The 19,993-nt window shown below is 63.4% G+C and carries 19 protein-coding genes and 1 pseudogene; 3 read left to right on the forward strand and 17 right to left on the reverse strand.

The window, feature by feature from the left end:
* Positions 1 to 69 precede the first annotated feature (69 nt).
* Positions 70 to 1,371 carry a lipid IV(A) 3-deoxy-D-manno-octulosonic acid transferase gene (waaA, locus tag AC1ECK_RS17015; protein WP_480321133.1) on the forward strand — a complete coding sequence of 434 codons (1,302 nt, stop codon included), beginning with the start codon at positions 70 to 72 and terminating at the stop codon, positions 1,369 to 1,371.
* A gap of 93 nt (positions 1,372 to 1,464) precedes the next feature.
* Here waaA and ureG read toward each other — a convergent pair whose 3' ends face one another.
* The 14 genes and pseudogenes from ureG to AC1ECK_RS17085 all read right to left on the reverse strand — a co-directional run.
* On the reverse strand, positions 1,465 to 2,112 hold the full coding sequence (ureG, locus tag AC1ECK_RS17020; RefSeq protein ID WP_480321135.1) for an urease accessory protein UreG: 648 nt from the start codon (positions 2,110 to 2,112) through the stop codon (positions 1,465 to 1,467).
* 12 nt (positions 2,113 to 2,124) lie between these two features.
* Positions 2,125 to 2,805 carry an urease accessory protein UreF gene (locus AC1ECK_RS17025; protein ID WP_480321313.1) on the reverse strand — a complete coding sequence of 227 codons (681 nt, stop codon included), beginning with the start codon at positions 2,803 to 2,805 and terminating at the stop codon, positions 2,125 to 2,127.
* Positions 2,792 to 3,553: an urease accessory protein UreE gene (gene ureE, locus AC1ECK_RS17030; protein WP_480321136.1), complete on the reverse strand. Its 762-nt coding sequence runs from the start codon at positions 3,551 to 3,553 to the stop codon at positions 2,792 to 2,794. The genes AC1ECK_RS17025 and ureE overlap by 14 nt, the downstream gene beginning before the upstream one ends.
* 3 nt (positions 3,554 to 3,556) lie before the next feature.
* Positions 3,557 to 5,263: an urease subunit alpha gene (gene ureC / locus AC1ECK_RS17035; RefSeq protein ID WP_480321137.1), complete on the reverse strand. Its 1,707-nt coding sequence runs from the start codon at positions 5,261 to 5,263 to the stop codon at positions 3,557 to 3,559.
* A gap of 66 nt (positions 5,264 to 5,329) precedes the next feature.
* Positions 5,330 to 5,635, reverse strand: coding sequence for an urease subunit beta (locus AC1ECK_RS17040; RefSeq protein ID WP_480321138.1), 306 nt, complete (start codon positions 5,633 to 5,635; stop codon positions 5,330 to 5,332).
* A gap of 19 nt (positions 5,636 to 5,654) precedes the next feature.
* The gene (gene ureA, locus AC1ECK_RS17045; protein ID WP_074266173.1) at positions 5,655 to 5,957 is read right to left on the reverse strand and encodes an urease subunit gamma; all 303 of its coding nucleotides are present in this window, start codon (positions 5,955 to 5,957) and stop codon (positions 5,655 to 5,657) included.
* Positions 5,958 to 6,115: 158 nt separating this feature from the next.
* Positions 6,116 to 6,919, reverse strand: coding sequence for a transporter substrate-binding domain-containing protein (locus tag AC1ECK_RS17050; protein ID WP_480321139.1), 804 nt, complete (start codon positions 6,917 to 6,919; stop codon positions 6,116 to 6,118).
* 390 nt (positions 6,920 to 7,309) lie between these two features.
* Positions 7,310 to 8,191, reverse strand: coding sequence for an urease accessory protein UreD (locus AC1ECK_RS17055; RefSeq protein ID WP_480321140.1), 882 nt, complete (start codon positions 8,189 to 8,191; stop codon positions 7,310 to 7,312).
* A gap of 317 nt (positions 8,192 to 8,508) precedes the next feature.
* Complete coding sequence (gene urtE, locus AC1ECK_RS17060; protein WP_480321141.1) at positions 8,509 to 9,201, reverse strand: urea ABC transporter ATP-binding subunit UrtE; 693 nt, start codon at positions 9,199 to 9,201, stop codon at positions 8,509 to 8,511.
* Positions 9,202 to 9,902: 701 nt separating this feature from the next.
* Positions 9,903 to 10,766, reverse strand: a complete 864-nt coding sequence (gene urtD, locus AC1ECK_RS17065) for an urea ABC transporter ATP-binding protein UrtD (RefSeq protein WP_480321142.1) — start codon at positions 10,764 to 10,766, stop codon at positions 9,903 to 9,905.
* On the reverse strand, positions 10,763 to 11,947 hold the full coding sequence (gene urtC, locus AC1ECK_RS17070; RefSeq protein ID WP_480321143.1) for an urea ABC transporter permease subunit UrtC: 1,185 nt from the start codon (positions 11,945 to 11,947) through the stop codon (positions 10,763 to 10,765). The genes urtD and urtC overlap by 4 nt, the downstream gene beginning before the upstream one ends.
* Before the next feature lies 1 nt (position 11,948).
* Positions 11,949 to 13,583, reverse strand: a complete 1,635-nt coding sequence (gene urtB / locus AC1ECK_RS17075) for an urea ABC transporter permease subunit UrtB (protein ID WP_480321144.1) — start codon at positions 13,581 to 13,583, stop codon at positions 11,949 to 11,951.
* A gap of 162 nt (positions 13,584 to 13,745) precedes the next feature.
* Entirely contained in the window at positions 13,746 to 15,044 is a 1,299-nt protein-coding gene (gene urtA / locus AC1ECK_RS17080) for an urea ABC transporter substrate-binding protein (RefSeq protein WP_480321145.1), read from the reverse strand.
* Between the two features lie 448 nt (positions 15,045 to 15,492).
* Positions 15,493 to 16,587 (reverse strand): annotated as a pseudogene (locus tag AC1ECK_RS17085) (DUF3443 domain-containing protein); the annotation flags it as partial.
* 41 nt (positions 16,588 to 16,628) lie between these two features.
* On the opposite strand from AC1ECK_RS17085, the gene AC1ECK_RS17090 reads away from it, so the two are divergent.
* Positions 16,629 to 16,760 carry a hypothetical protein gene (locus tag AC1ECK_RS17090; protein WP_480321319.1) on the forward strand — a complete coding sequence of 44 codons (132 nt, stop codon included), beginning with the start codon at positions 16,629 to 16,631 and terminating at the stop codon, positions 16,758 to 16,760.
* 149 nt (positions 16,761 to 16,909) lie between these two features.
* Here the strand turns inward: AC1ECK_RS17090 and AC1ECK_RS17095 are convergent, their stop codons facing one another.
* The 3 genes from AC1ECK_RS17095 to AC1ECK_RS17105 form a co-directional block, all read right to left on the reverse strand.
* A complete protein-coding gene (locus AC1ECK_RS17095; protein WP_480321146.1) occupies positions 16,910 to 17,347 on the reverse strand; it encodes a DUF2844 domain-containing protein in 438 nt (145 codons plus the stop codon).
* 225 nt (positions 17,348 to 17,572) lie between these two features.
* The gene (locus tag AC1ECK_RS17100) at positions 17,573 to 17,896 is read right to left on the reverse strand and encodes a rhodanese-like domain-containing protein (protein ID WP_480321147.1); all 324 of its coding nucleotides are present in this window, start codon (positions 17,894 to 17,896) and stop codon (positions 17,573 to 17,575) included.
* A gap of 118 nt (positions 17,897 to 18,014) precedes the next feature.
* Positions 18,015 to 18,668, reverse strand: a complete 654-nt coding sequence (locus AC1ECK_RS17105; protein ID WP_480321148.1) for a protein-L-isoaspartate O-methyltransferase family protein — start codon at positions 18,666 to 18,668, stop codon at positions 18,015 to 18,017.
* A gap of 272 nt (positions 18,669 to 18,940) precedes the next feature.
* Here AC1ECK_RS17105 and AC1ECK_RS17110 point away from each other — a divergent pair, with 272 nt between their 5' ends.
* Positions 18,941 to 19,990 (forward strand): LacI family DNA-binding transcriptional regulator, encoded by a 1,050-nt coding sequence (locus AC1ECK_RS17110; RefSeq protein ID WP_480321149.1) that lies wholly within the window; start codon positions 18,941 to 18,943, stop codon positions 19,988 to 19,990.
* Positions 19,991 to 19,993 lie beyond the last annotated feature (3 nt).

Below are 19,993 nucleotides of genomic sequence, written 5' to 3' on the forward strand. Positions count from 1 at the left end.
CCTGGCGGGAGGCCGCGCCGATTTCCCTTTCATTCTGGATTTCATTTTCGACATGAGCGCGGGGCGCGGATGCTAAGGGCAATCTATAACGCGCTCTGGTGGCTCGTGGCGCCGGTCGCTGTGCTGCGTCTGTTGATCCGTTCGCGCAAGGAGCGCGGCTATCGTGAGCATATCGGCGAGCGCTTCGGTTACGCGCGTGGCCGGCTGCCGGAGGACGATGCGCCGCTGATCTGGGTGCATGCGGTATCGGTGGGCGAGACCCGCGCGGCGCAGCCGTTGGTCGAGGCCCTGATGAAAGCGCGGCCCGATGCGCGCATTCTGCTTACCCATATGACACCGAGCGGGCGCGCCACCGGCGAGCAGATTTTCGGCGACCGAGTGTTGCGCAGCTACGTGCCGTACGACATGCCACATGTGGTGCGGCGCTTTCTGCGCGCGTGGCGGCCGTCGCTTGGGCTCGTGATGGAAACCGAAGTGTGGCCGGCGCTGATCGACGAATGCCGGCGCGCCGACGTGCCGTTGGTGCTGACCAATGCGCGGATGTCGGCGCGCTCGTTCAGGCGTGCCGCGAGGTTCGGCAAGGGCACGCGCGAGGTGTTCGGCGGTTTTGCGCGCGTGCTGGCGCAGAGCCCGTCCGATGCGGAGCGCTTGACCGCGCTGGGTGCGCGCAACGTCGCGGTGCTCGGCAATCTGAAGTTCGATATGAGCACGCCGCCGGAACTGGCGGCGCGTGGGCATGCATGGCGCGCGGCGATCGGTGCGCGGCCGGTCTGGGTGGCGGCGAGCACGCGCGAAGGCGAAGAGGAACTGGTGTTGCAGGCGTTTGCGGCGCTGGGCGTCGAGGACGCGTTGCTGATTCTGGTGCCGCGTCATCCGCAGCGCTTTAACGAGGTGGCGGCGCTGGTCGAGAGAACGGGGCTGCGGTATGAGCGTCGGTCGAGCTGGGCGCCTGGGGCGGCGGGCGCGTCGGCGCAGGGCGCCACGCGTGCGTTGCCGGCCAATGTGACCGTGTTGCTCGGCGATTCGATGGGCGAGCTGGGCGCTTACTATGCGGCGTCGGATCTCGCGTTTATCGGCGGGAGTTTGCTGCCGCTCGGTGGGCAGAATCTGATTGAAGCGTGCGCAGTGGGTGTGCCGGTGCTGATCGGGCCGCATGTGTTCAATTTCACCCAGGCCACGGCCGATGCGGTGGCGGCGGGCGCGGCGGTGCAGGTGCAGGACCCGGCGGATCTGGCCCGGGTGCTGCGCGAACTGTTCAGCGACAAGGCGCGGCGCACGGCGATGAGCGGCGCCGCTTCGGCGTTTGCGGCGCGCCATCGCGGAGCGACGGCGCGGACGGTGGATGTGTTGATGGCGTTGTTGCCGGAGTGATTGGCGGCGGCGTTCAGTTTGCCTGGCCGTTTTGTGCGGCGAGTTCTGTGCAGCGAGATCGTATGTTCTGCGAATAACCGGGTATTCGGCACATCAAACCGTCAGCAAGCCCTTCTTCTCGATAAACGCCACCACCTCGGCCAAACCGTCGAGCGCCTTCAGATTGCACATCACGAACGGACGCTCGCCGCGCATCTTCTTCGCGTCCGATGCCATCACGTCGAGATTCGCGCCGACCATCGGCGCGAGGTCCGTCTTGTTGATCACCAGCAGATCCGACTTCGTGATCCCCGGTCCGCCTTTGCGCGGAATCTTCTCGCCACCGGCGACGTCGATCACGTAGATCGTCAGGTCGGACAGCTCCGGGCTGAAGGTTGCCGCCAGGTTGTCGCCGCCCGATTCGATGAACACGATGTCCGCGTCGGGAAAGCGCGTCAGCATGCGGTCGACCGCTTCCAGGTTGATTGAGGCATCCTCACGAATCGCGGTGTGCGGGCAGCCGCCCGTTTCCACGCCCATGATGCGCTCCGCCGGCAACGCGCCCGCCACCGTCAGCAGACGCTGATCCTCTTTTGTGTAGATATCGTTGGTGATTGCGACGAGGTCGTAGCGCTCGCGCATCGCCTTGCAGAGCATTTCGAGCAGCGTGGTCTTGCCGGAGCCGACCGGGCCGCCGACGCCCACGCGCAGCGGCGGCAGTTTCTTGGTGCGGTGAGCGGTGTGATGCTGGGTTGCGTTCATGATCGATCTGTTCTATGAGCGGAAGAGCCGCGAGTATTGCGACTCATGGCGCGCCGACAAAATGCCCAGTTGCGGCGCGAAGGTGTTGATGTCATCGGGCGTGGTGGCGAGCGCGCGTTGCACGGCGGCGTCGATGGGCGCGCGCAGGGCCACGATGATGCGTTGTCCTGCGAGTTGTCCAAGCGGGACGGCTTTCAAAGCGGCCGCGGCCTGGTTTTCGACCCAACTGAACGCATACGCGGCGAGCGCTGCGTCGGCAGAGACTTCGTGGGCGAAGGTGGCGTATGCGAAGGCCGTGGGTTGTGCTAACGGCGTCATGGCGGCGAGTGTGGCGCGGCGTTCAGGGTCGCCCCACTCGAGCGACACGCACAGTTGCCGCAACGACCAGCCCATTTGCTCGGTTTCGCGGCGCAGTTCCGCGGATTCGCGGCTCGCGAGGAATTCGCTGTTGGCGAGGCCGAGTCCTGCCGCATCATGTGCGTGCCAGCGTTCGATCTGATGTGCGAGGAACGGCAGTTCACCGAGTGCCAGTACGTTGGTGAGGCCGCTGGCGATCCAGTCGCGGGCGCTGTCGGCATCAGTGACCAGGTGCGCTTCGATGGCTGCTTCCAGACCCTGCGAATAGCTGAACGCGCCGATCGGCAACGCCGGCGACGCAAGATGCAGCAATGCAGTGAGTTCAGCGATGCGCATGCCGGGAGTGGTCGTGGTCGCAGGAGGCATCGCAGTCGCCGTGGTCGTGATCGGCGCCATGCTCGTGGCGATGGCTGTGCTCATGATCATGTTCATGGCCGTGGGTTTCGTCATGTGCATGACCGGCGCCGTGCTCATGAGCGTGAGCCTCGCCATGTGCATGACCTGTGCCGTGATCGTGAGCGTGCCCATGACTATGACCGTGCTCGTGCCCATGGTCATTCGCATGCCCATGATGCTCACCATAAACCTGCTGCGCGAGCGCATAGTCCTCGGCAAACGTCTCGTCATGCCCGTGCTTATGCCCACCCCCATAAGCCCCGGACTCCGGCTGAAACGGCAACGTCACCTGCTCGACCAGCGCGCCGATCCGCTTGAGCATATCCGCGAGCACCGGATCGTATTCGAGCTTCAGATATTCCGCGCCCACCTCGACCGGCGTGTGCCGGTTGCCAAGGTGGTAAGCCGCCCGCGTAAGCGTCAGCCGGTCCCGCGCGGTAACCATCAGCACGGCTTCGGCCGCCGCGATCACGCGCACCAGCTCGCCGTCCTGCGCCACCAGCACGTCGCCGTCGCGCAGCACCGTGCCGCGCGGCAACACCAGCGCCACCTCTTCGCCGTTATCCAGCGTCGCCGCCAGACGGCTCTTGCGGCGCGCGTCGAAGTCGAGCGTGAGCGTCGGCGCTCGCTTGACCAGCACCGCGGCGAGCTTGACGTTGGGTCCGATCAGTTTATCGATGGTGCGCATGGCTTAGAACAGGAAGTAACGTTGCGCCATCGGCAGCACGGTGGCCGGTTCGCAGGTCAGCAACTGGCCGTCCGCGATCACCTGATAGGTTTCCGGATCGACGCTGATCGCCGGCCGCCACGCGTTGTGGATCATGTCGGCCTTGCTGATGTTGCGGCAGTTCTTCACCGGCACGATGCGCTTGGTCAAGCCGTAGCGCTCGGCGATGCCCGCATCGGCGCCCATCTGCGATACGAAGGTCAGCGAGGTCCGTGCCAACGCACCGCCGCGCGTAGCGAACATATCGCGGTAGTGCACCGGCTGCGGCGTCGGAATGGAGGCGTTCGGATCGCCCATCTGCGCCATCGCGATCATGCCGCCCTTGAGAATCAGCGACGGCTTGATGCCGAAGAACGCCGGCTCCCAGAACACCAGATCGGCCCACTTGCCCGGCTCGATCGAGCCGACTTCATGTGCAATGCCGTGCGTGATGGCCGGATTGATCGTGTACTTGGCGACGTAGCGCTTGGCGCGGAAGTTATCGGCCCGCGCGTTGTCTTCCGGCAGCGCGCCGCGTTGCACCTTCATCTTGTGCGCGGTCTGCCATGTGCGGATGATGACTTCGCCGACGCGGCCCATGGCCTGCGAATCGGAAGAGAGCATCGACAGCGCGCCGAGGTCATGCAGGATATCTTCTGCAGCGATCGTCTCGCGGCGAATCCGCGACTCGGCAAAGGCGATGTCCTCGGCAATCGACGGGTCCAGGTGGTGGCAGACCATCAGCATGTCGAGGTGCTCTTCGAGCGTGTTGACGGTGTATGGCCGGGTCGGATTGGTCGACGACGGCAGCACGTTCGCTTCGCCACAGACCTTGATGATGTCCGGTGCGTGGCCGCCGCCCGCGCCTTCGGTGTGATACGTGTGGATCGTGCGACCCTTGAAAGCGGCTACCGTCGCTTCGACGAAGCCGGCTTCGTTCAGCGTATCGGTATGGATCGCGACCTGGGTGTCGGTGTCGTCGGCGACAGACAGGCAGTTGTCGATCGCTGCGGGCGTGGTGCCCCAGTCCTCATGCAGCTTGAGACCGATGGCGCCCGCGGCGATCTGCTCGGTGGCGGGCTCCGGCAAGCTCACATTGCCCTTGCCGAGAAAGCCGAGATTCATCGGATAGCCGTCGGCGGCCTGCAGCATTCGTTCGAGATGCCACGGTCCAGGCGTACAGGTGGTGGCATTGGTGCCGGTGGCAGGACCGGTGCCGCCGCCGATCATCGTCGTCACGCCGCTTGCGAGCGCTTCGTCGATCTGCTGCGGGCTGATGAAGTGAATGTGCGTATCGATGCCGCCCGCCGTCACGATCAGCCCCTCACCGGCGATCACTTCGGTGGCCGCGCCGATCGGAATCGTCACGCCCGGCTGGATATCCGGATTGCCAGCCTTGCCGATCGCCGCAATGCGGCCGTTCTTGATGCCGATATCGGCCTTGACGATGCCCCAGTGATCGAGGATCACCGCATTCGTGACGACGGTGTCCACCACCTCGGCCGCGACGCGCTGCGACTGGCCCATGCCGTCGCGGATCACCTTGCCGCCGCCGAATTTCACTTCTTCGCCGTAGGTGGTGTAGTCGCGTTCGATTTCGATCAGCAATTCGGTGTCGGCGAGTCGCACGCGATCGCCGGTCGTGGGGCCGAACATTTCCGCGTATGCGCGGCGGCCAATACGTAATGTCATGGTGTGAAGTCCGGAAAGTGGCAGGGCAGGCGCGTGCAGCGCTCGATGCGGGGCGGATGCCGCCGCTCAGAGCGGACCCATGACCTTGCCGTTGAAGCCGTAAACGATGCGCTGGCCCGCCAGTTCGACCAGCTCGACGGTGCGTTCCTGGCCTGGCTCGAAGCGCACGGCGGTGCCTGCCGCGATGTTCAGCCGGAAGCCGCGCGCCGCTTCGCGCTCGAACGACAGCGCCGGATTCACTTCGTAGAAATGGTAGTGCGAGCCGATTTGCACCGGGCGGTCGCCGGTGTTCGACACCGTGACCGTGACCGTCGCGCGGCCCGCGTTGAGTTCGTGCTCGCCGTCATCGGTGAGAAGTTCGCCGGGAATCATCAGGAGCTCCGGGGCGGGGTCAGGGAATCGGATGGTGGACGGTCACGAGTTTCGTGCCGTCGGGGAAGGTGGCTTCTACCTGAATGTCCGGAATCATTTCGGGTACGCCTTCCATCACGTCGTCGCGTGTCAGCAGCGTGGTGCCGTAGTGCATCACTTCGGCAACCGTCTTGCCGTCGCGCGCCGCTTCCATTAGCGCCGCCGAAATGAAGGCGATCGCTTCCGGGTAATTCAGTTTCAGACCGCGTGCGCGACGGCGCTCGGCCAGCAGCGCGGCGGTGAAGATCAGCAGCTTGTCCTTCTCGCGGGGTGTCAGCTTCATCGGATGTCTGGTTGGATTGCGCCTGTCCGTGAGGAACAGGCGCGCAATGCTATCGGAGGGCGGGCGTCGTCGCGCCCGTAAAAGGGGCGCGCGATAAACCGCGACAAGCTTAACGCCAGATCAGTTTACAAAGATATCCGAAACAATTGACGAATCGTTTACAGATGAGCGGGCAAGGGCGCGCCGAACCACTTCTTCGACATCGTGTTGAACGTGCCGTCGGACTTCGCTTGTGCGATGGTGGCGTTGACCTTCTCCATCAAGCGGCTTTCGTTCTTGTTCATGCCGATAAAGCACGGCGAGTCCTTGATGATGAACTTCGGCTCCGGACGGCGCGCCGGATTCTTGGCGTTGATCGCGGCGGCGACGATATTGCCGGCCGCGATCAGTTGCACCTGGCCGGAGAGGAACGCGGCGATGGTGGCGTTGTTGTCTTCGAAGCGCTTGATGGTCGCGTTCGGCGCCATCTGCGTGAGGGCGATTTCTTCGAGCGCGCCGCGCGTGGCGCCGACCGTCATGCCGGTGAGATCGGCGGGGCTGCTCACCTTGACGTCAGGCGGTCCGAATACGCCTTGATAGTAGGGGGCGTAGGCGTTCGAGAAGTCGATCACCTTTTCGCGGTCCGGCGTTTTGCCGAGCGACGAGATCACCAGATCGACCTTGTTGGTCTGCAGATAGGGGATGCGGTTCGCGCTGTTGACCGGCACGAGTTGCAGCTTGACGTTCATCGACTTGGCGAGCAGCGCGGCGGTGTCGATGTCATAGCCTTGCGGTTGCATGTCCGGGCCAACCGAGCCGAACGGCGGATAGTCCTCCGGCACGGCGACTTTCAACACGCCGGCTTTGGTGATGTTGTCGAGCGCATCGGCGTGGGCCGCGGGCGCGGTCAGTGCGAGGACGGGCGAGAGCAGCAGGGCGGCAAGCCAGGCGCGGCGCGCGTGGCGAAAAGGCAATCGGGTCATGTTCGTGAGCGGGTGGTGGGCAAAACAGTCGGCCGTCGTCGGGTGCGGCGGCATCGTGGTGTCTTGCCGAGCAAGCTATGTGCCATGCCGGTGCAGCGGGGATCTACGGGGAGCTTGAGAGCGCTGTGCACTGTGGTGGGGCGCAATCGTGCGCTGGTTTGGTGCTGAGGTCGAGGCGGGTGGTCCAATGGCTGATGGGTGACGGCTAACGGTGCAAGGCGTGAGGCAGAGGCAGAGGCAGAGGTAGAGGCAGAGGCAGAGGCAGAGGCAGAGGCAGAGGCAGAGGCAGAGGCAGAGGCAGAGGCAGAGGCAGAGGCAGAGGCAGAGGCAGAGGCAGAGGCGCTTAGGGTCTGTTACTCCAACGAGCTTGCCGCGTGCTTCGATCGCTTGTCAGGTCGTCCAGATCCGCAGAGGGACCGCATCGACGCCATGCACGACCGGGCGCAACTGCAGCCAGCATTGGGTGAGCGCGCGTTGCAGCGACTCCATCGACCGCGCAACGGCGCGCACCAGCACCACGCCTGGCGTGACGCACGACGCGGCGGCGCGCAAGGTGTCGTCGAAGGGGAGTTGGGTGCTGAGCGTTTCGGCGAGCGCGTCGTCGCAAGCGGGTCCGACGGCCCACAAGGTGCCGTAGGCGGGAAAGCCGGCGAGCCCTTGAGGCGCGTCGCGTAGCGGACCGGCGGCGCTGAGATTGGCGCGTTCGAGCCACAGCAATTGGCCATCCGGCCCGACGATGCGCGAGATGGCGCGCAGCGAGCCGACGGACCAGCGCTCGCCGGCTGCCTGACGGCCGAGCTGGGTGGCATCCCAACCGAGCGCGGTGGCGCCTTCGGCCATCGAGAGCGTGTACTCGAGCGTGGCGTTGGCATGATCGAAGACGATGTTGTTCTGCGGCAGCCAGTCGAGTTTCGCATGAGCGCCGACACGAACATTGACTTGCTGCAGCGCGGCGCGCCCGTTCGACTTGTACCACTTGGTCGCGCCGGGCGTGGTGAGCACGGCGTGCGTCGCGGCATCGAGCGCGACGTCGATATGAAGCTGGTCGCCGCCGGCGATGCCGCCTGGCGGGTGCACGATTACCGCATGACAGATGGCCTGACCTTCGGGATAGAGCGGACGTTGTACACGCAGGGGGCCGTCGTGCAGACGATGGACGAGCGTTGTGCGTGCTCCGTGCTTCGCGAAGCCGAGTTCGAGCCTGGCGCGCCACTGTGCGTGCGCAGCGGACTGCGCAGTAGCGAGCGTGGCATGGTGTTCATGAAGCGACATGCGGTTGTACGTAGTGGGGCTTAGTGGGGCGGTGCCTGACGGCGACTAAACGGGCGCTCTTTGGGTTCGGGTCTGGCGAACCGGGTGTTAGCGACGATCAGCATGGTGCTGAGATGCGGCGAGGATAGCATGCGGCACTCGCATGACGAGGTGGATGTTCCACTCGCGCAGCGCGGGCAGACGAGGTTGGCAGTGTCACGGATTCGCGACCGCAGTGCCTCGAATTTTTGGCGGATGGCACCTTTGTGCGCTACCTGCCGCTGGTCATGTACCGCTCGTCTGCTTCCCCGCCCGCATGGCGATGTTTCATGCCCGGATCACACGGCGATGAGGGCACGGACTCCGTCGGCATCCATGTTGGCGCCTTCGCCTCCGGCGACGATTTCACCGCGGCTCATGACCCAGTAGCGGTCGGCGATGGCTTTGGCGAAGTCGTAATACTGCTCGACGAGCAGCACGGTGAGGCCCATTTCTTCGACGAGTTGGCGCAGTGTCCGGCCGATGTCCTGGATGATGGAGGGTTGAATACCTTCGGTGGGTTCATCGAGGATCAGGAGTTGCGGCTCGCTCATGAGGGCGCGGCCGATGGCGAGCTGTTGCTGCTGCCCACCGGACAGGTCGCCGCCGCGACGGCTGCGCATGTCTTTGAGGACGGGGAAGAGCTCGTAGATACGATCGGGGATTTTGGCGGGGGCTTTTTTGCTGGCGGCGCCGACGAGGAGGTTTTCTTCGACCGTGAGGCGAGGGAAGATATCGCGGCCCTGGGGGACGTAGGCGAGGCCGTTGGCCACGCGGGCATAGGTCGGGAGTTTGGTTAGTGGTGTTCCGCGCCAGGAGATGGCGCCGCTCTTGGTGGGGACTACGCCCATCAGGCAGCGGAGCAAGGTTGTTTTGCCTACGCCGTTGCGGCCCAGTAGCACTGTTAGTTTGCCGTCCGGCACGGTTAACTTCACATCTCGGAGGATGTGGCTGCCGCCGTAGTACTGGTTTAGGTGGTCTACTTCTAGCATTTTGCTCTGTCCTGTTTTTTGTACTTGCCGTATGGGGTTGCCTGCGGCGGCTTGGTTTTGGTTGTTGTTCTTATGGTGTTGGCCTTTCCTTGCTTTCTTATCGGTTTATTAGCGTTGCCCCTGTGCGGGGCGGCACTTACTTTCTTTGCCGCCGCAAAGAAAAGTAGGCAAAAGAAAGCGGGCTCACAACCGCTAGCTCGTAGGTGTCCACCACGTAGACCAGCACGGAATGGTCCGCACGAAGAGCGGCTCTCGCACCACCCCACTTAGTGACAAGGCCGTCATCCGTTCCAGCGTTGCGCTGCGCGCCCCGCCGAAGGGATAACCCCTTCTACATACGCCCCACCTTAACCAACACTATTCACGCCAACCGCCAAATCTCACACGTCGAACGTAAGTGACAATTTGGTGGACCCGACTGCGGCGCACGGAGTGCGAACGCGGGATGGATGAGTCCTTTGTCACTCAGTGGCGTGGTGCGAAGGCAGGTCTTCGTGCGGACCACTCCGCGTTGGCCTAAGTGGCGGACACCTACGAGCTAGCGGTTGTCAGCCCGCTTTCTTTGCTTACTTTCTTTGCGGCGGCAAAGAAAGTAAGTGCCGCCCCGCACAGGGGCAACGCCAATAGACCGATAAGAAAGCAAGGAAAGGCCAAAACCATAAGAACACCAAACAAAAAAGAGCGCCGCAGGCAAAAAAAAACTACCGCCCAAGATAAGACTCAACCACAGCCTCATCCCTCTTGACTTCATCCAGAGTGCCATGGGCAAGAACCCGCCCCTCAGCCATAACGGTAACCTTCCCGACCTCACCAGAAAGAGCAGCCACAAACTCCATATCATGCTCAACAACCATCATGGAACAAGTCCCCCGAAGATGATTAAGAAGTTCAGCGAGCTGCATGGTCTCATCATCGGTCATCCCCGCCGCAGGCTCATCAAGCAAGAGCAAGGCAGGCTGCTGCATCAGCAACATCCCAATCTCGAGCCGCTGCTTCTGCCCATGAGAAAGCTCACCAGCGAGTCGTCGAGCCTCACTCTCCAACCGGATCAAAGCAAGCGTCTCCTCAATCCGCGCCTGAGCCTCGCGATCCAGCCGCGCACGCAAAGAAGGCCACCATCCCTTGTCGGCCTTCATCGCCAGCTCGAGATTCTCCCAAACCGGATGCTGCTCAAACACCGTCGGCTTCTGGAATTTGCGTCCAATCCCCGCGCGCGCAATCGAAGGCTCGTTCATCCGCGTCAGGTCGATCGTCTGCCCCAGAAACACCTTGCCGGAATCGGGCTCCGTCTTTCCGGTAATCACATCCATCATCGTCGTCTTGCCGGCGCCGTTCGGCCCGATGATGCAGCGTAATTCCCCCGCATCGATCGACAGCGTCAGTGCATTCAAGGCCCGGAATCCGTCGAAGCTGACCGTCACGTCCTCGAGATACAGAATCGTCCCGTGCGACACGTCGATCTCGCCGGGAGTCACCACGCGCCCGAACTCGGGTACGCCACTCAACGAGCGTTCAGCAGGCTCTTCAGGCAAAGCCAGATCAGGCACCATCGGGTTTTCGTTCATGTGCGGTCCTTCTTGCGCATCGCGAGGTCGAGCAACCCCATGATCCCGTTCGGCAGCAGCAACGGCACCAGCACAAAGATCAAGCCAAGAAAGAACAGCCAGTATTCAGGGAAATTCGCCGTGAAAAAGCTCTTCGCGCCATTCACCGCAAACGCGCCGATAATCGGCCCGATCAAGGTGCCGCGGCCGCCTACCGCCACCCAGATCGCCATCTCGATCGAGTTGCCCGGCGACATCTCGCCCGGATTGATAATCCCCACCTGCGGCACGTACAGTGCCCCGGCAATCCCGCACAGCACCGCCGATACCGTCCAGATAAACAGTTTGTAGCCGAGCGGGCTGTAGCCGAGGAACATCAGCCGCGTTTCGCCGTCGCGCACGGCCGTCACGACGCGGCCGAGCTTCGAGGTCACAATCGCCCGCGCACCGAGGAACGCCAGCACCAGCACCGCAAACGTAATCAGAAAGAGCGCCGTGCGGGTGCCCGGGTGAGTGATCGGGAAGCCGCCGATCCGCTTGAAATCGGTAAAGCCGTTATTGCCGCCAAAGCCGGTTTCGTTGCGGTAAAACAGCAGCATGGCGGCGAACGTCAGCGCCTGCGTGATGATCGACAGGTACACGCCCTTCACCCGCGAGCGGAACGTGAAGAAGCCGAACACCCATGCCACCAGGGCCGGCACCAGCACCACCAGCAGCAACGCATACCAGAGGTGCTGCGTGCCGGTCCAGTACCACGGCAGCGCGTGCCAGTTGAGGAACACCATGAAGTCGGGCAGATCGCTCTGATAGACGCCGTCGTGGCCGATCGCACGCATCAGGTACATGCCGATCGCGTAGCCGCCCAGCGCAAAGAACAGCGCGTGTCCCAGGCTCAGGATGCCGCAGTAGCCCCACACGAGGTCCAGTGCGAGCGCGCCGATCGCGTAGCACATGAACTTGCCCGTGAGCGTCATCATGTAGGCGGACAGGTGGAACGAACTCGTCTGCGGCAACACCAGCGCCGAGAACGGCACGCCCAGGCCAATTGCGATGATCAGCGCAATCAGCGCAAGCCATGCGGGCCGTGACAGCAATGCCGGCCGCGGCGGCAAGCCGAGCGCGAAGCCGCTCTGCGCCGCGCGTTCGGCGCTTGCCGGCGCACCGGGCGAAGTAACGGGAGCAGGGGAGGTGGCCGATGTCATCTCATGCCTCCGCGCTGCGGCCCTTCAGGGCGAACATGCCTTGCGGCCGCTTCTGGATGAACAGCACGATCAGCACCAGCACCGCGATCTTCGCCAGCACCGCGCCCCAGAAAGGTTCGATCGCCTTGCTGATGAGCCCGAGCCCGAAGCCGCCGATCACGGTGCCCGCCAGTTGGCCGACGCCGCCCAGCACCACTGCCATGAACGAATCGATGATGTAGCTCTGGCCGAGATCCGGCCCGACGTTGCCGATCTGCGAGAGCGCGCAACCGCCCAGTCCGGCGATGCCGGCGCCGAATGCGAAGGCGTACGAATCGACTCGGGCCGTCTTTACGCCCACGCAGGCCGCCATGCGGCGATTCTGCGTGACGGCTCGCACGAAGAGGCCGAGACGCGTTTTCGTGAGCACGGCCCATGCGATGCCGACTACGATCAGCGAAAACGCCAGAATCGCCAGCCGGTTATACGGCAGGATCAGGCTCGGCATCACGGTGACGCCGCCGCTCATCCACGAGGGGTTCTCCACCTGCACGTTTTGCGCACCGAAGATCATGCGCGTGGCCTGGATCAGGATCAGGCTGATGCCAAAGGTCGTCAGCAGCGTTTCCAGCGGCCGGCCGTACAGATGTTTGAGGACGAGCCGCTCCAGCACCATCCCTACCAGCGCCGCCGCGATGAACGAGGCCGGCACGGCGAGCAGCGGGTACCAGTTGAACGCGCCCGGCGCATAGTGCTGGAACAGGTTCTGCACGACATAGGTCGCATATGCGCCGATCATCAGGAATTCACCGTGCGCCATGTTGATGACGCCAATCAGGCCGTACGTGATGGCGAGCCCCAGTGCGGCAAGCAGCAGCACGCTGCCGAGCGACAGCCCGGCGAACAGCGTGCCGGCAATCTGGCTGCGGCGCTGGATCGCATCGAGTTCGTCGATACCGGCCTGGGCGGCAGCACGTACGCGTGCGTCGCTCTCCATGAAGGTGCCGTCCGGTTTCTTCGCGACGAGCGGGCGCAGCAGTTCGTTCATGTCGAGATCGTGGCGCGCGGCGACCAGTTGCACCGCTTCGAGGCGCGTGGCCGGGTCGCTGTTGTGCAGCGCGGTCATCGCCCACAGCGTGTCCAGTTTCTTCTTCAGACCCGGATCGGTTTCCTTCGCGCGCTGTGCGTCGATCAGCGGCTTCATCGAGGGATCGGGATTCTGCAGCAATGCGTTAATCGCAGCACGGCGCGTTTCCAGATCCGGCGAGTCGAGTTGCGAGCCGGACAGGGCGCCCGAGACTTTCGAGCGCAACAGGTTGTTCAGCGTTACCGGCTGTGCATCGGGGGCGCTGACCGTCTTGCCGGTGATGGCGTCCTTGGTGGTGTCGCCGTCCTGGATCAGCACCTCGCCAGAGTCGGTGGTGAGCGCATTGTCTGCGGAGAGCGCCTTGAGTAGCGCCTGGGACGGCGCGTCGTGATTGGCAATCAGCTTGTCGACGGCCGCGGACTTCGCGTCGAAGTCGTCACCGGCGAGCGGGGCGATATCGGCTGGTGTCAGCGCGAAGGCTGCGAGCGGTGCGAGCGCCAACAGCGCCAGTAGTGCGATGGCGAGCGTACCGATGCTGCGCCTTGCTAGCCTCAGAATGGAAAACGCCATGGTGCCCTTTGAAAATTAACTGGCGCGGCGGTGCGGCATCGAACCGTCAAGGATGCCGCACCGTCGAGCCGCTACAGAGGCGGGTGATTCGTCCCGCCGGCCTGGTCGTTGCGGCACAGCGGGACGAATGGGCGCGCGCGGCGCGCCCTGGGTTACATCACATCAGGCGACCCGCGAACGGCGCAGGAAGGCCGGAATCGAGCTGACCACATCCGGCTTGCCCGCGTTGCCGGCGATATACGGGCTCCACGGCTGCGCACGGATGGCCGTCTTGGTCCGCCACACCACGTTGAACTGGCCGTCGGCACGCACTTCGCCGATCATCACCGGCTTGTGCAGGTGGTGATTGCCGTCCATCGTCAACACGAAGCCGGACGGCGCGTTGAAGGTCTGGCCGATCATCGCGACGCGCACCTTGTCGACATCGGTGCTCTTGGCTTTTTCGACCGCCTGCTTCCACATATGGATGCCGACGAAGGTCGCTTCCATCGGGTCGTTGGTGACGCGCTTGTCGCCGCCGGGCAGGTTGTTATCCTTGACCCATTTGGCGAACATCGCCTTGAACTTGGTGTTTTCCGGATTGCGCACCGACATGAAGTAGTTCCATGCGGCGAGGTTGCCCACCAGCGGCTTGGTGTCGATGCCGCGCAGTTCTTCTTCGCCCACCGAGAACGCCACCACCGGCACGTCCGTCGCTTTCAGGCCCTGGTTGCCGAGTTCCTTGTAGAACGGCACGTTCGAGTCGCCGTTGACGGTCGAGATCACGGCGGTCTTGCCGCCTTGCGAGAAAGTCTTGATGTTGGCGACGATGGTCTGATAATCGCTGTGGCCGAACGGCGTGTAGACCTCCTGAATATCGGCATCCTGGACGCCTTTCGACTGCAGGAACGCGCGCAGGATCTTGTTGGTCGTGCGCGGATAGACGTAGTCAGTGCCGAGCAGGAAGAAGCGCTTGGCGCCGCCGCCTTCGGCGCTCATCAGGTACTCGGTGGCCGGAATCGCCTGCTGGTTCGGCGCGGCGCCCGTGTAGAAGACGTTGCGCGACATTTCTTCGCCTTCGTACTGGACCGGATAGAACAGCAGTCCGTTCAGTTCCTCGAACACCGGCAGCACCGACTTGCGCGAGACCGAGGTCCAGCAGCCGAACACTACCGCGCACTTGTCCTGGGTGATGAGCTGGCGAGCCTTTTCGGCGAACAGCGGCCAGTTCGAGGCCGGGTCCACCACCACCGGCTCGATCTGCCGGCCCATGACACCGCCGCTCTTGTTGATTTCCGCAATGGTCATCAACGCGGTGTCTTTTAGTGAGGTCTCCGAAATCGCCATCGTGCCCGACAGCGAATGCAGGATGCCGACCTTGATCGGCCCGCTGCTCGATTGTGCGTTTGCAAACGGACTCTGGCCGGCGAGCGCCAAAGCGCCCGACATTGACCCGAGCTGCAACAGACTGCGACGTTTCATTTGCCTACCCCTTGCCATTGGATGAAGAGTGTTTTATGTGCGTCGATTCCAGCCAGCGAAGGCTGTCCTGCATGGCTTGCGTGACTGCTACTGCAAGGCACATGCCAAGTGGTAAATCCGACTGGGAAGGCGGCATAGCGCGTGCTGTGATGCGGTAGGGATGTTTTGAGCGAATGAGCGGGGAACTGATGTTTGTGCGCGAATCTGGTGCAATGTGTGGCGTTTCGCTTCGTTGCGGTGCGTGCCGCGCTGCGACGAAGCGTGCCTGTCCGCCAGCGGGCGGCCACGGTGCATGACTGCCGCGGCTTTGTGCATGAGCGCTCGGAGGTGTGCGTTGGGGACTTTACCTGGCAGCGGCGTGTGCTGATGCCTCGCAATGGCAGGAGGCCGGTGCCTTGTTGCCGCCCGCCTCCTGTTTGCCCTAGTGTTGCCGCGATACTGCCGCGACTCAGAACGCGACGAACGGTCCGGTTTGAGAACCGGCCTTGGCGTTGTCGAGCACGGTGTAGACGTTGCGGCCGTAGAAGAACGGCAGGCCCCATAAAAACCAGCCGGACAGGGGAACGCCGAGACTATCGGTTGCTGCGTTCGGGCTGTTCCACAGGTTGAGCCCGTTATTGATTCGGAACGACACCGTGGCGGGTGTTGTCGCGCCGCCGGTCGCTTTCAGTGTTGCCGACAAGCTGAGCGCGGCCGATGGTGTGTACCACCCGCCCGTGATCGGAATCGAGGCATCCGGGAAGTAGTACACGTTGGTGCCGCTATCGATGGCGCTGTAACTGATCGTGCTGCCCTTATATATAGTCGTGAACAGGCCGTTCTGATCGAGCGGCAGAATGCTCGCGGTAGATGGCAGCGCGTTGTTCTGCTGGGTGCCAACGCCGAAGATGAGCTGCCCAGTCGCGGTAGCTTGACCGCCAGCCGGTAGCGCGGGCAGGCTGATGATCGTGCCATTGTTGTTCAGCTTTAAGTCCGCGACCGGGTTCATCACTTGCGTCCCGAGAGGCACGCGCGTTGTGGTGCATGAACCCGATGGTCTGCAATAGTAGTAATAAGGCAAAACGGTTTGTGCGGCGGCGGGGAAGTCGCGTATACCTGAGCCGATGCCCACGATGCCGTTCGCACCAAGTGCGGCTACCGTGCCGAGATTGCTGAAGCCGCGCGATGCGCAATCCGAAGGCGTGGCAAACGCACCGTCGCCGATGAGCTGGATTGGCAGATTTCCAGCGGATTCGCCGCCGATCGTCACATCGGCTCGTTTGACCGAGCCCCACATGTAGCCGGACCCGAACATCGCGCATTGAACGACAGGGGCGTTGCCGCTCGGGTCGTCGGTGGCGCCGGTTTGTGCGGGCAACCGTGATGCGAGCGCCGAACCAAGTTTGCTGGCTAGCACGCGTACCCCGACCGAGCCGGTGTCGAGCAACATGTGATCGACAGTCGCGCATTGGCCGCTGCCTTGCATGCCTGGATAGCAAAATGTCGCGGTCACGAACAGATTATTCATGCCGCCCATTGTTCGATCGACGACGATAGGCGCGGTGTTGTTGGTGGCGGGGGTGGGCGTTGGTGTCGGAGCCGGAGTTGGAGTCGGAGCAGGAGCAGGAGCAGGAGCAGGAGCAGGAGCAGGAGTGGGCGTGGGCGTGGGAGTGGGAGTGGGAGTGGGAGTGGGAGTGGGACTCGAACCCGAACCCGGCGAAGCCGTTGCAGGCATGACGCCCTTGTCGTTCGACGTGCCCATATCGCCGTCGCTACCACCACCCCCACCACAGGCCGAAATCATCACACTAGTACCAAGCACTGCGAAGTAAATCGTCTTGTTTAACTTCTTCATGGTCTGGTATTCCAGGAACGTACAGCTTGTTTTATTGCAGATCGTCCACGCTGACGCTTGCCGGAACGAGGTGCGATACATAGGCCTTACCGAAGAAATGTCCAGGCCGGCCGGCAGACTGGATTCCGAGGTCACCGCTGCGCTCGATCATCGGACCCGTGCCATGCGGGCGCCCTTGGCCCGCAGAGACAAAGCGTTGGAAGTAGCTGCCGAGCAGCGCGACCATATCCGGACGCACCGGGCCTTGCCAGGTGACAGCGAACACGACGTTGCTCGGCAACGTGTATTCACGCACGGTGACACGGTCGGCATCGACCGAGGTGTGCACGAAGTAGACCGCTGCGTTCTGCAGCGTCGAGCGCACCGCTTGCGGAGCCGATGAGTACGCGCCTGGCGCTCCGCCCAATGCCGCGTATGAAGCGAGTGGCAACAATGCTGCGATCGCCAGCCCGATCTTTACGAATCTCATCAGATTGCTCCGGAAAAGGTCGGAGCATGGTGCCAGAGGCGTTGCCTAGAATAGCTTGGGAAGTTTCCGTAGCAGTCGAGTGAAACGCCGCTGTGATGGACGTTAACCGCGGAAAGTGCCGAAGGGAAATGGGACGGGCGAAGCAGGATAGATGAACCGAACGACTCAGGCCGCCGGGAAACCCCGCGCGGCCCGTGCACTACAACGACATATCGTCAAACAGGATCAATACGTCGGTACGGCCGGATCGACCTGGCGCGACCACGCATCGATCCCGCCTTGCAGATTGAACACGTTCTGATGTCCGCGCGATTCGAGGAACATCGCGACTTGTGCGCTGCGTGCGCCGTGGTGGCATACACAGACGATCTGCGCGTCGTCGTCGAGTTCTTCGCTGCGTGCCGGAATCTCGCGCATCGGAATCGACACGGCGCCGGCAATCGACGCCGTCTGGATTTCCCACGGCTCGCGCACGTCGAGCAGCACGGGCGCGGGACGCGATTTATCGGCCAGCCATTCGGCCAGAGCGGGAGCGGTGAGGTTTTGCATCAGCGGGACGTCCGGTTCAGGTGACAACAACGAACAGCAGCGAGCGGCAACAATCAACAACAAGCAGTCACGAGCCGCAATCGCCCGGCGTCGAAACGCCGGGGCGAAACCGCAGCGCTCAGAATTTGAAGCGCGGCGGCTGAACCGCGTTGATCAGCGGCTCGACATAGGTTTCAAACACGTCGGCGATGCGATATTGCTTCTCGTCGATACGCGTGATGATTTGCGCCTTCATCACCGGCGCGGTGCCGACAAACGCAGCCAGCCGGCCACCAATCTTCAGATGATCGAGTATCTCTTGCGGCAGAACGGGCAGGCCGCCCGACACGCAGATCACATCGTACGGCGCCGCTGCCGCCCAGCCGCGCGATGCGTCGCCGGTAGCGACTTCCGCATTCAGCACACCATTGGCGGCCAGATTGGCCTTGGCCAGCTCGGCCAATTCGACTTCGATATCCACTGTCAGCACGTGCTGCGCGCGATGCGCGAGCAGCGCCGCCATATAACCCGACCCCGCGCCGATTTCCAGCACGCTTTCGTGCTTCTTCACCGCCAGTTCCTGCAGCACGCGCGCTTCGACGCGCGGCGCCAGCATGTGCTGGCCAGCCGGCAACGGCACTTCGAAGTCGACGAAAGCCAGCTCGCGGTAGACCGCAGGAACGAAATTTTCACGCTTGACGATGGAGAGCAGGTTCAGCACGTCCTGGTCGAGCACTTCCCAGGGGCGGATCTGCTGTTCGATCATGTTGAAACGCGCTTGCTCGATATTCATGGTGGATTCGGCGGTTCGGTTTAGGTGCGGCCCGGTGGGGCTCGGAACAACTGCGGAATTGTACCAAATCGGGGGCACAGCCATGCGCGGCGAACCCGCCGCAGACCGGCAGGCGGGCGACGAGCGCAGGGCGAACGCAAGGGGTAGGCGAGGGCATTCCACGCCGGCCGCCGCGCAACCAGGCTCCGTATTAGTCCCTACGAGACGGTCCTTGCGATTCGGCGTCTCATCGCCCAAAAATGTAATCGATTACATTTTCGGGACCCAAAAACGTGCCCAGACTGCGCCAATCCGGAACCGCAGCGCCTCGAGCCGAACCCGGCCCGGCCGATGGTATTTCCATTGCGGGCGTGGCCGAGCGGGCAGGGGTGTCGGTGGCGACCGTGTCGCGGGTGCTGAACGGCCATGCCAACGTGCGTCCGGCCACGCGCGACAAGGTGCTGGCCGCCGTGGACGCCAGCGGCTACCGCGTCAATGAACTGGCGCGCAATCTGCGCACCGCCGAAAGCCGGCTGCTGCTCACCATGGTGCCGGACGTCGGCAACCCGTTTTACGCGGAGATCGTGCGCGGCATCGATCGTGTCGCCCGTCAGCATGGCTATTTCATGTTGCTATGCGACACCGGCGCCGATCCGGGCCGCGAGCGCAGCTATTTCGACCTGCTGCGGCGCCGCCGCGCGGATGGCGCGATCTGCCTCGACCCGGCCACGGTGCAGCAGGCGCTCGCCGAGGAGTCCGGGGCGCTGCCGTGGGTCGCGTGCTGCGAGTTCGATCCGGCGGTCGGCGTGCCCTATGTCGGCATCGATAACTACCGGGCCGCCGGCGATGCGGTGCGGCATCTGCTGGCGCGCGGACACCGCCGCATCGGCCTGATCAATTCCGACGTCGCCTACCTGTACGCGAAACAGCGCCAGCAAGGCTATCTCGACGCGCTGCGCGATGCCGGCATTGCGCCCAAGGAGCACTGGCGCATGAATCTGAACAGCCTCGACTATGAGGCGGGCGCGTCCGCAGCCGCGTTGCTGATGGCGCAAGGCGACGCGCCAAGCGCAATCTTCGCCGTGTCCGATACGCTGGCGATCGGTGTGATCAATGGCCTGCGCAGCGTCGGCAAGCGGGTCCCGGACGACGTCGCGGTAGTGGGCTTCGACGATATTTCGCTCGCCGCGCAGATCGATCCGCCCCTCACCACCATCGCCCAGCCGATGCGCGAACTTGGCGAAACCGCTGCGCGCCTGTTGCTGCAGCGGCTGGCCAATCCCTTGGCAAACGTCCCCGGCGTGCTGTTGCCATACCGGCTCGTGATTCGCAGGAGTGCGTAAGCG

The organism is Paraburkholderia sp. SSBN10T (genome assembly GCF_056619545.1).

Bases quoted from the DNA above. Each gene is read 5' to 3' on its own strand.
- AC1ECK_RS17025 (WP_480321313.1), bottom strand. From the start codon at position 2,805: ATGCGCATCGCTGAACTCACTGCATTGCTGCATCTTGCGTCGCCGGCG.
- AC1ECK_RS17100 (WP_480321147.1), bottom strand. From the start codon at position 17,896: ATGCAAAACCTCACCGCTCCCGCTCTGGCCGAATGGCTGGCCGATAAA.
- urtA (WP_480321145.1), bottom strand. From the start codon at position 15,044: ATGAAACGTCGCAGTCTGTTGCAGCTCGGGTCAATGTCGGGCGCTTTG.
- waaA (WP_480321133.1), top strand. From the start codon at position 70: ATGCTAAGGGCAATCTATAACGCGCTCTGGTGGCTCGTGGCGCCGGTC.
- ureG (WP_480321135.1), bottom strand. From the start codon at position 2,112: ATGAACGCAACCCAGCATCACACCGCTCACCGCACCAAGAAACTGCCG.
- ureA (WP_074266173.1), bottom strand. From the start codon at position 5,957: ATGAAGCTGACACCCCGCGAGAAGGACAAGCTGCTGATCTTCACCGCC.
- urtE (WP_480321141.1), bottom strand. From the start codon at position 9,201: ATGCTAGAAGTAGACCACCTAAACCAGTACTACGGCGGCAGCCACATC.
- AC1ECK_RS17055 (WP_480321140.1), bottom strand. From the start codon at position 8,191: ATGTCGCTTCATGAACACCATGCCACGCTCGCTACTGCGCAGTCCGCT.
- urtC (WP_480321143.1), bottom strand. From the start codon at position 11,947: ATGACATCGGCCACCTCCCCTGCTCCCGTTACTTCGCCCGGTGCGCCG.
- urtB (WP_480321144.1), bottom strand. From the start codon at position 13,583: ATGGCGTTTTCCATTCTGAGGCTAGCAAGGCGCAGCATCGGTACGCTC.
- AC1ECK_RS17105 (WP_480321148.1), bottom strand. From the start codon at position 18,668: ATGAATATCGAGCAAGCGCGTTTCAACATGATCGAACAGCAGATCCGC.
- ureC (WP_480321137.1), bottom strand. From the start codon at position 5,263: ATGACATTACGTATTGGCCGCCGCGCATACGCGGAAATGTTCGGCCCC.
- urtD (WP_480321142.1), bottom strand. From the start codon at position 10,766: ATGAACGAAAACCCGATGGTGCCTGATCTGGCTTTGCCTGAAGAGCCT.
- AC1ECK_RS17040 (WP_480321138.1), bottom strand. From the start codon at position 5,635: ATGATTCCCGGCGAACTTCTCACCGATGACGGCGAGCACGAACTCAAC.
- AC1ECK_RS17095 (WP_480321146.1), bottom strand. From the start codon at position 17,347: ATGAGATTCGTAAAGATCGGGCTGGCGATCGCAGCATTGTTGCCACTC.
- ureE (WP_480321136.1), bottom strand. From the start codon at position 3,553: ATGCGCACCATCGATAAACTGATCGGACCCAACGTCAAGCTCGCCGCG.
- AC1ECK_RS17050 (WP_480321139.1), bottom strand. From the start codon at position 6,919: ATGACCCGATTGCCTTTTCGCCACGCGCGCCGCGCCTGGCTTGCCGCC.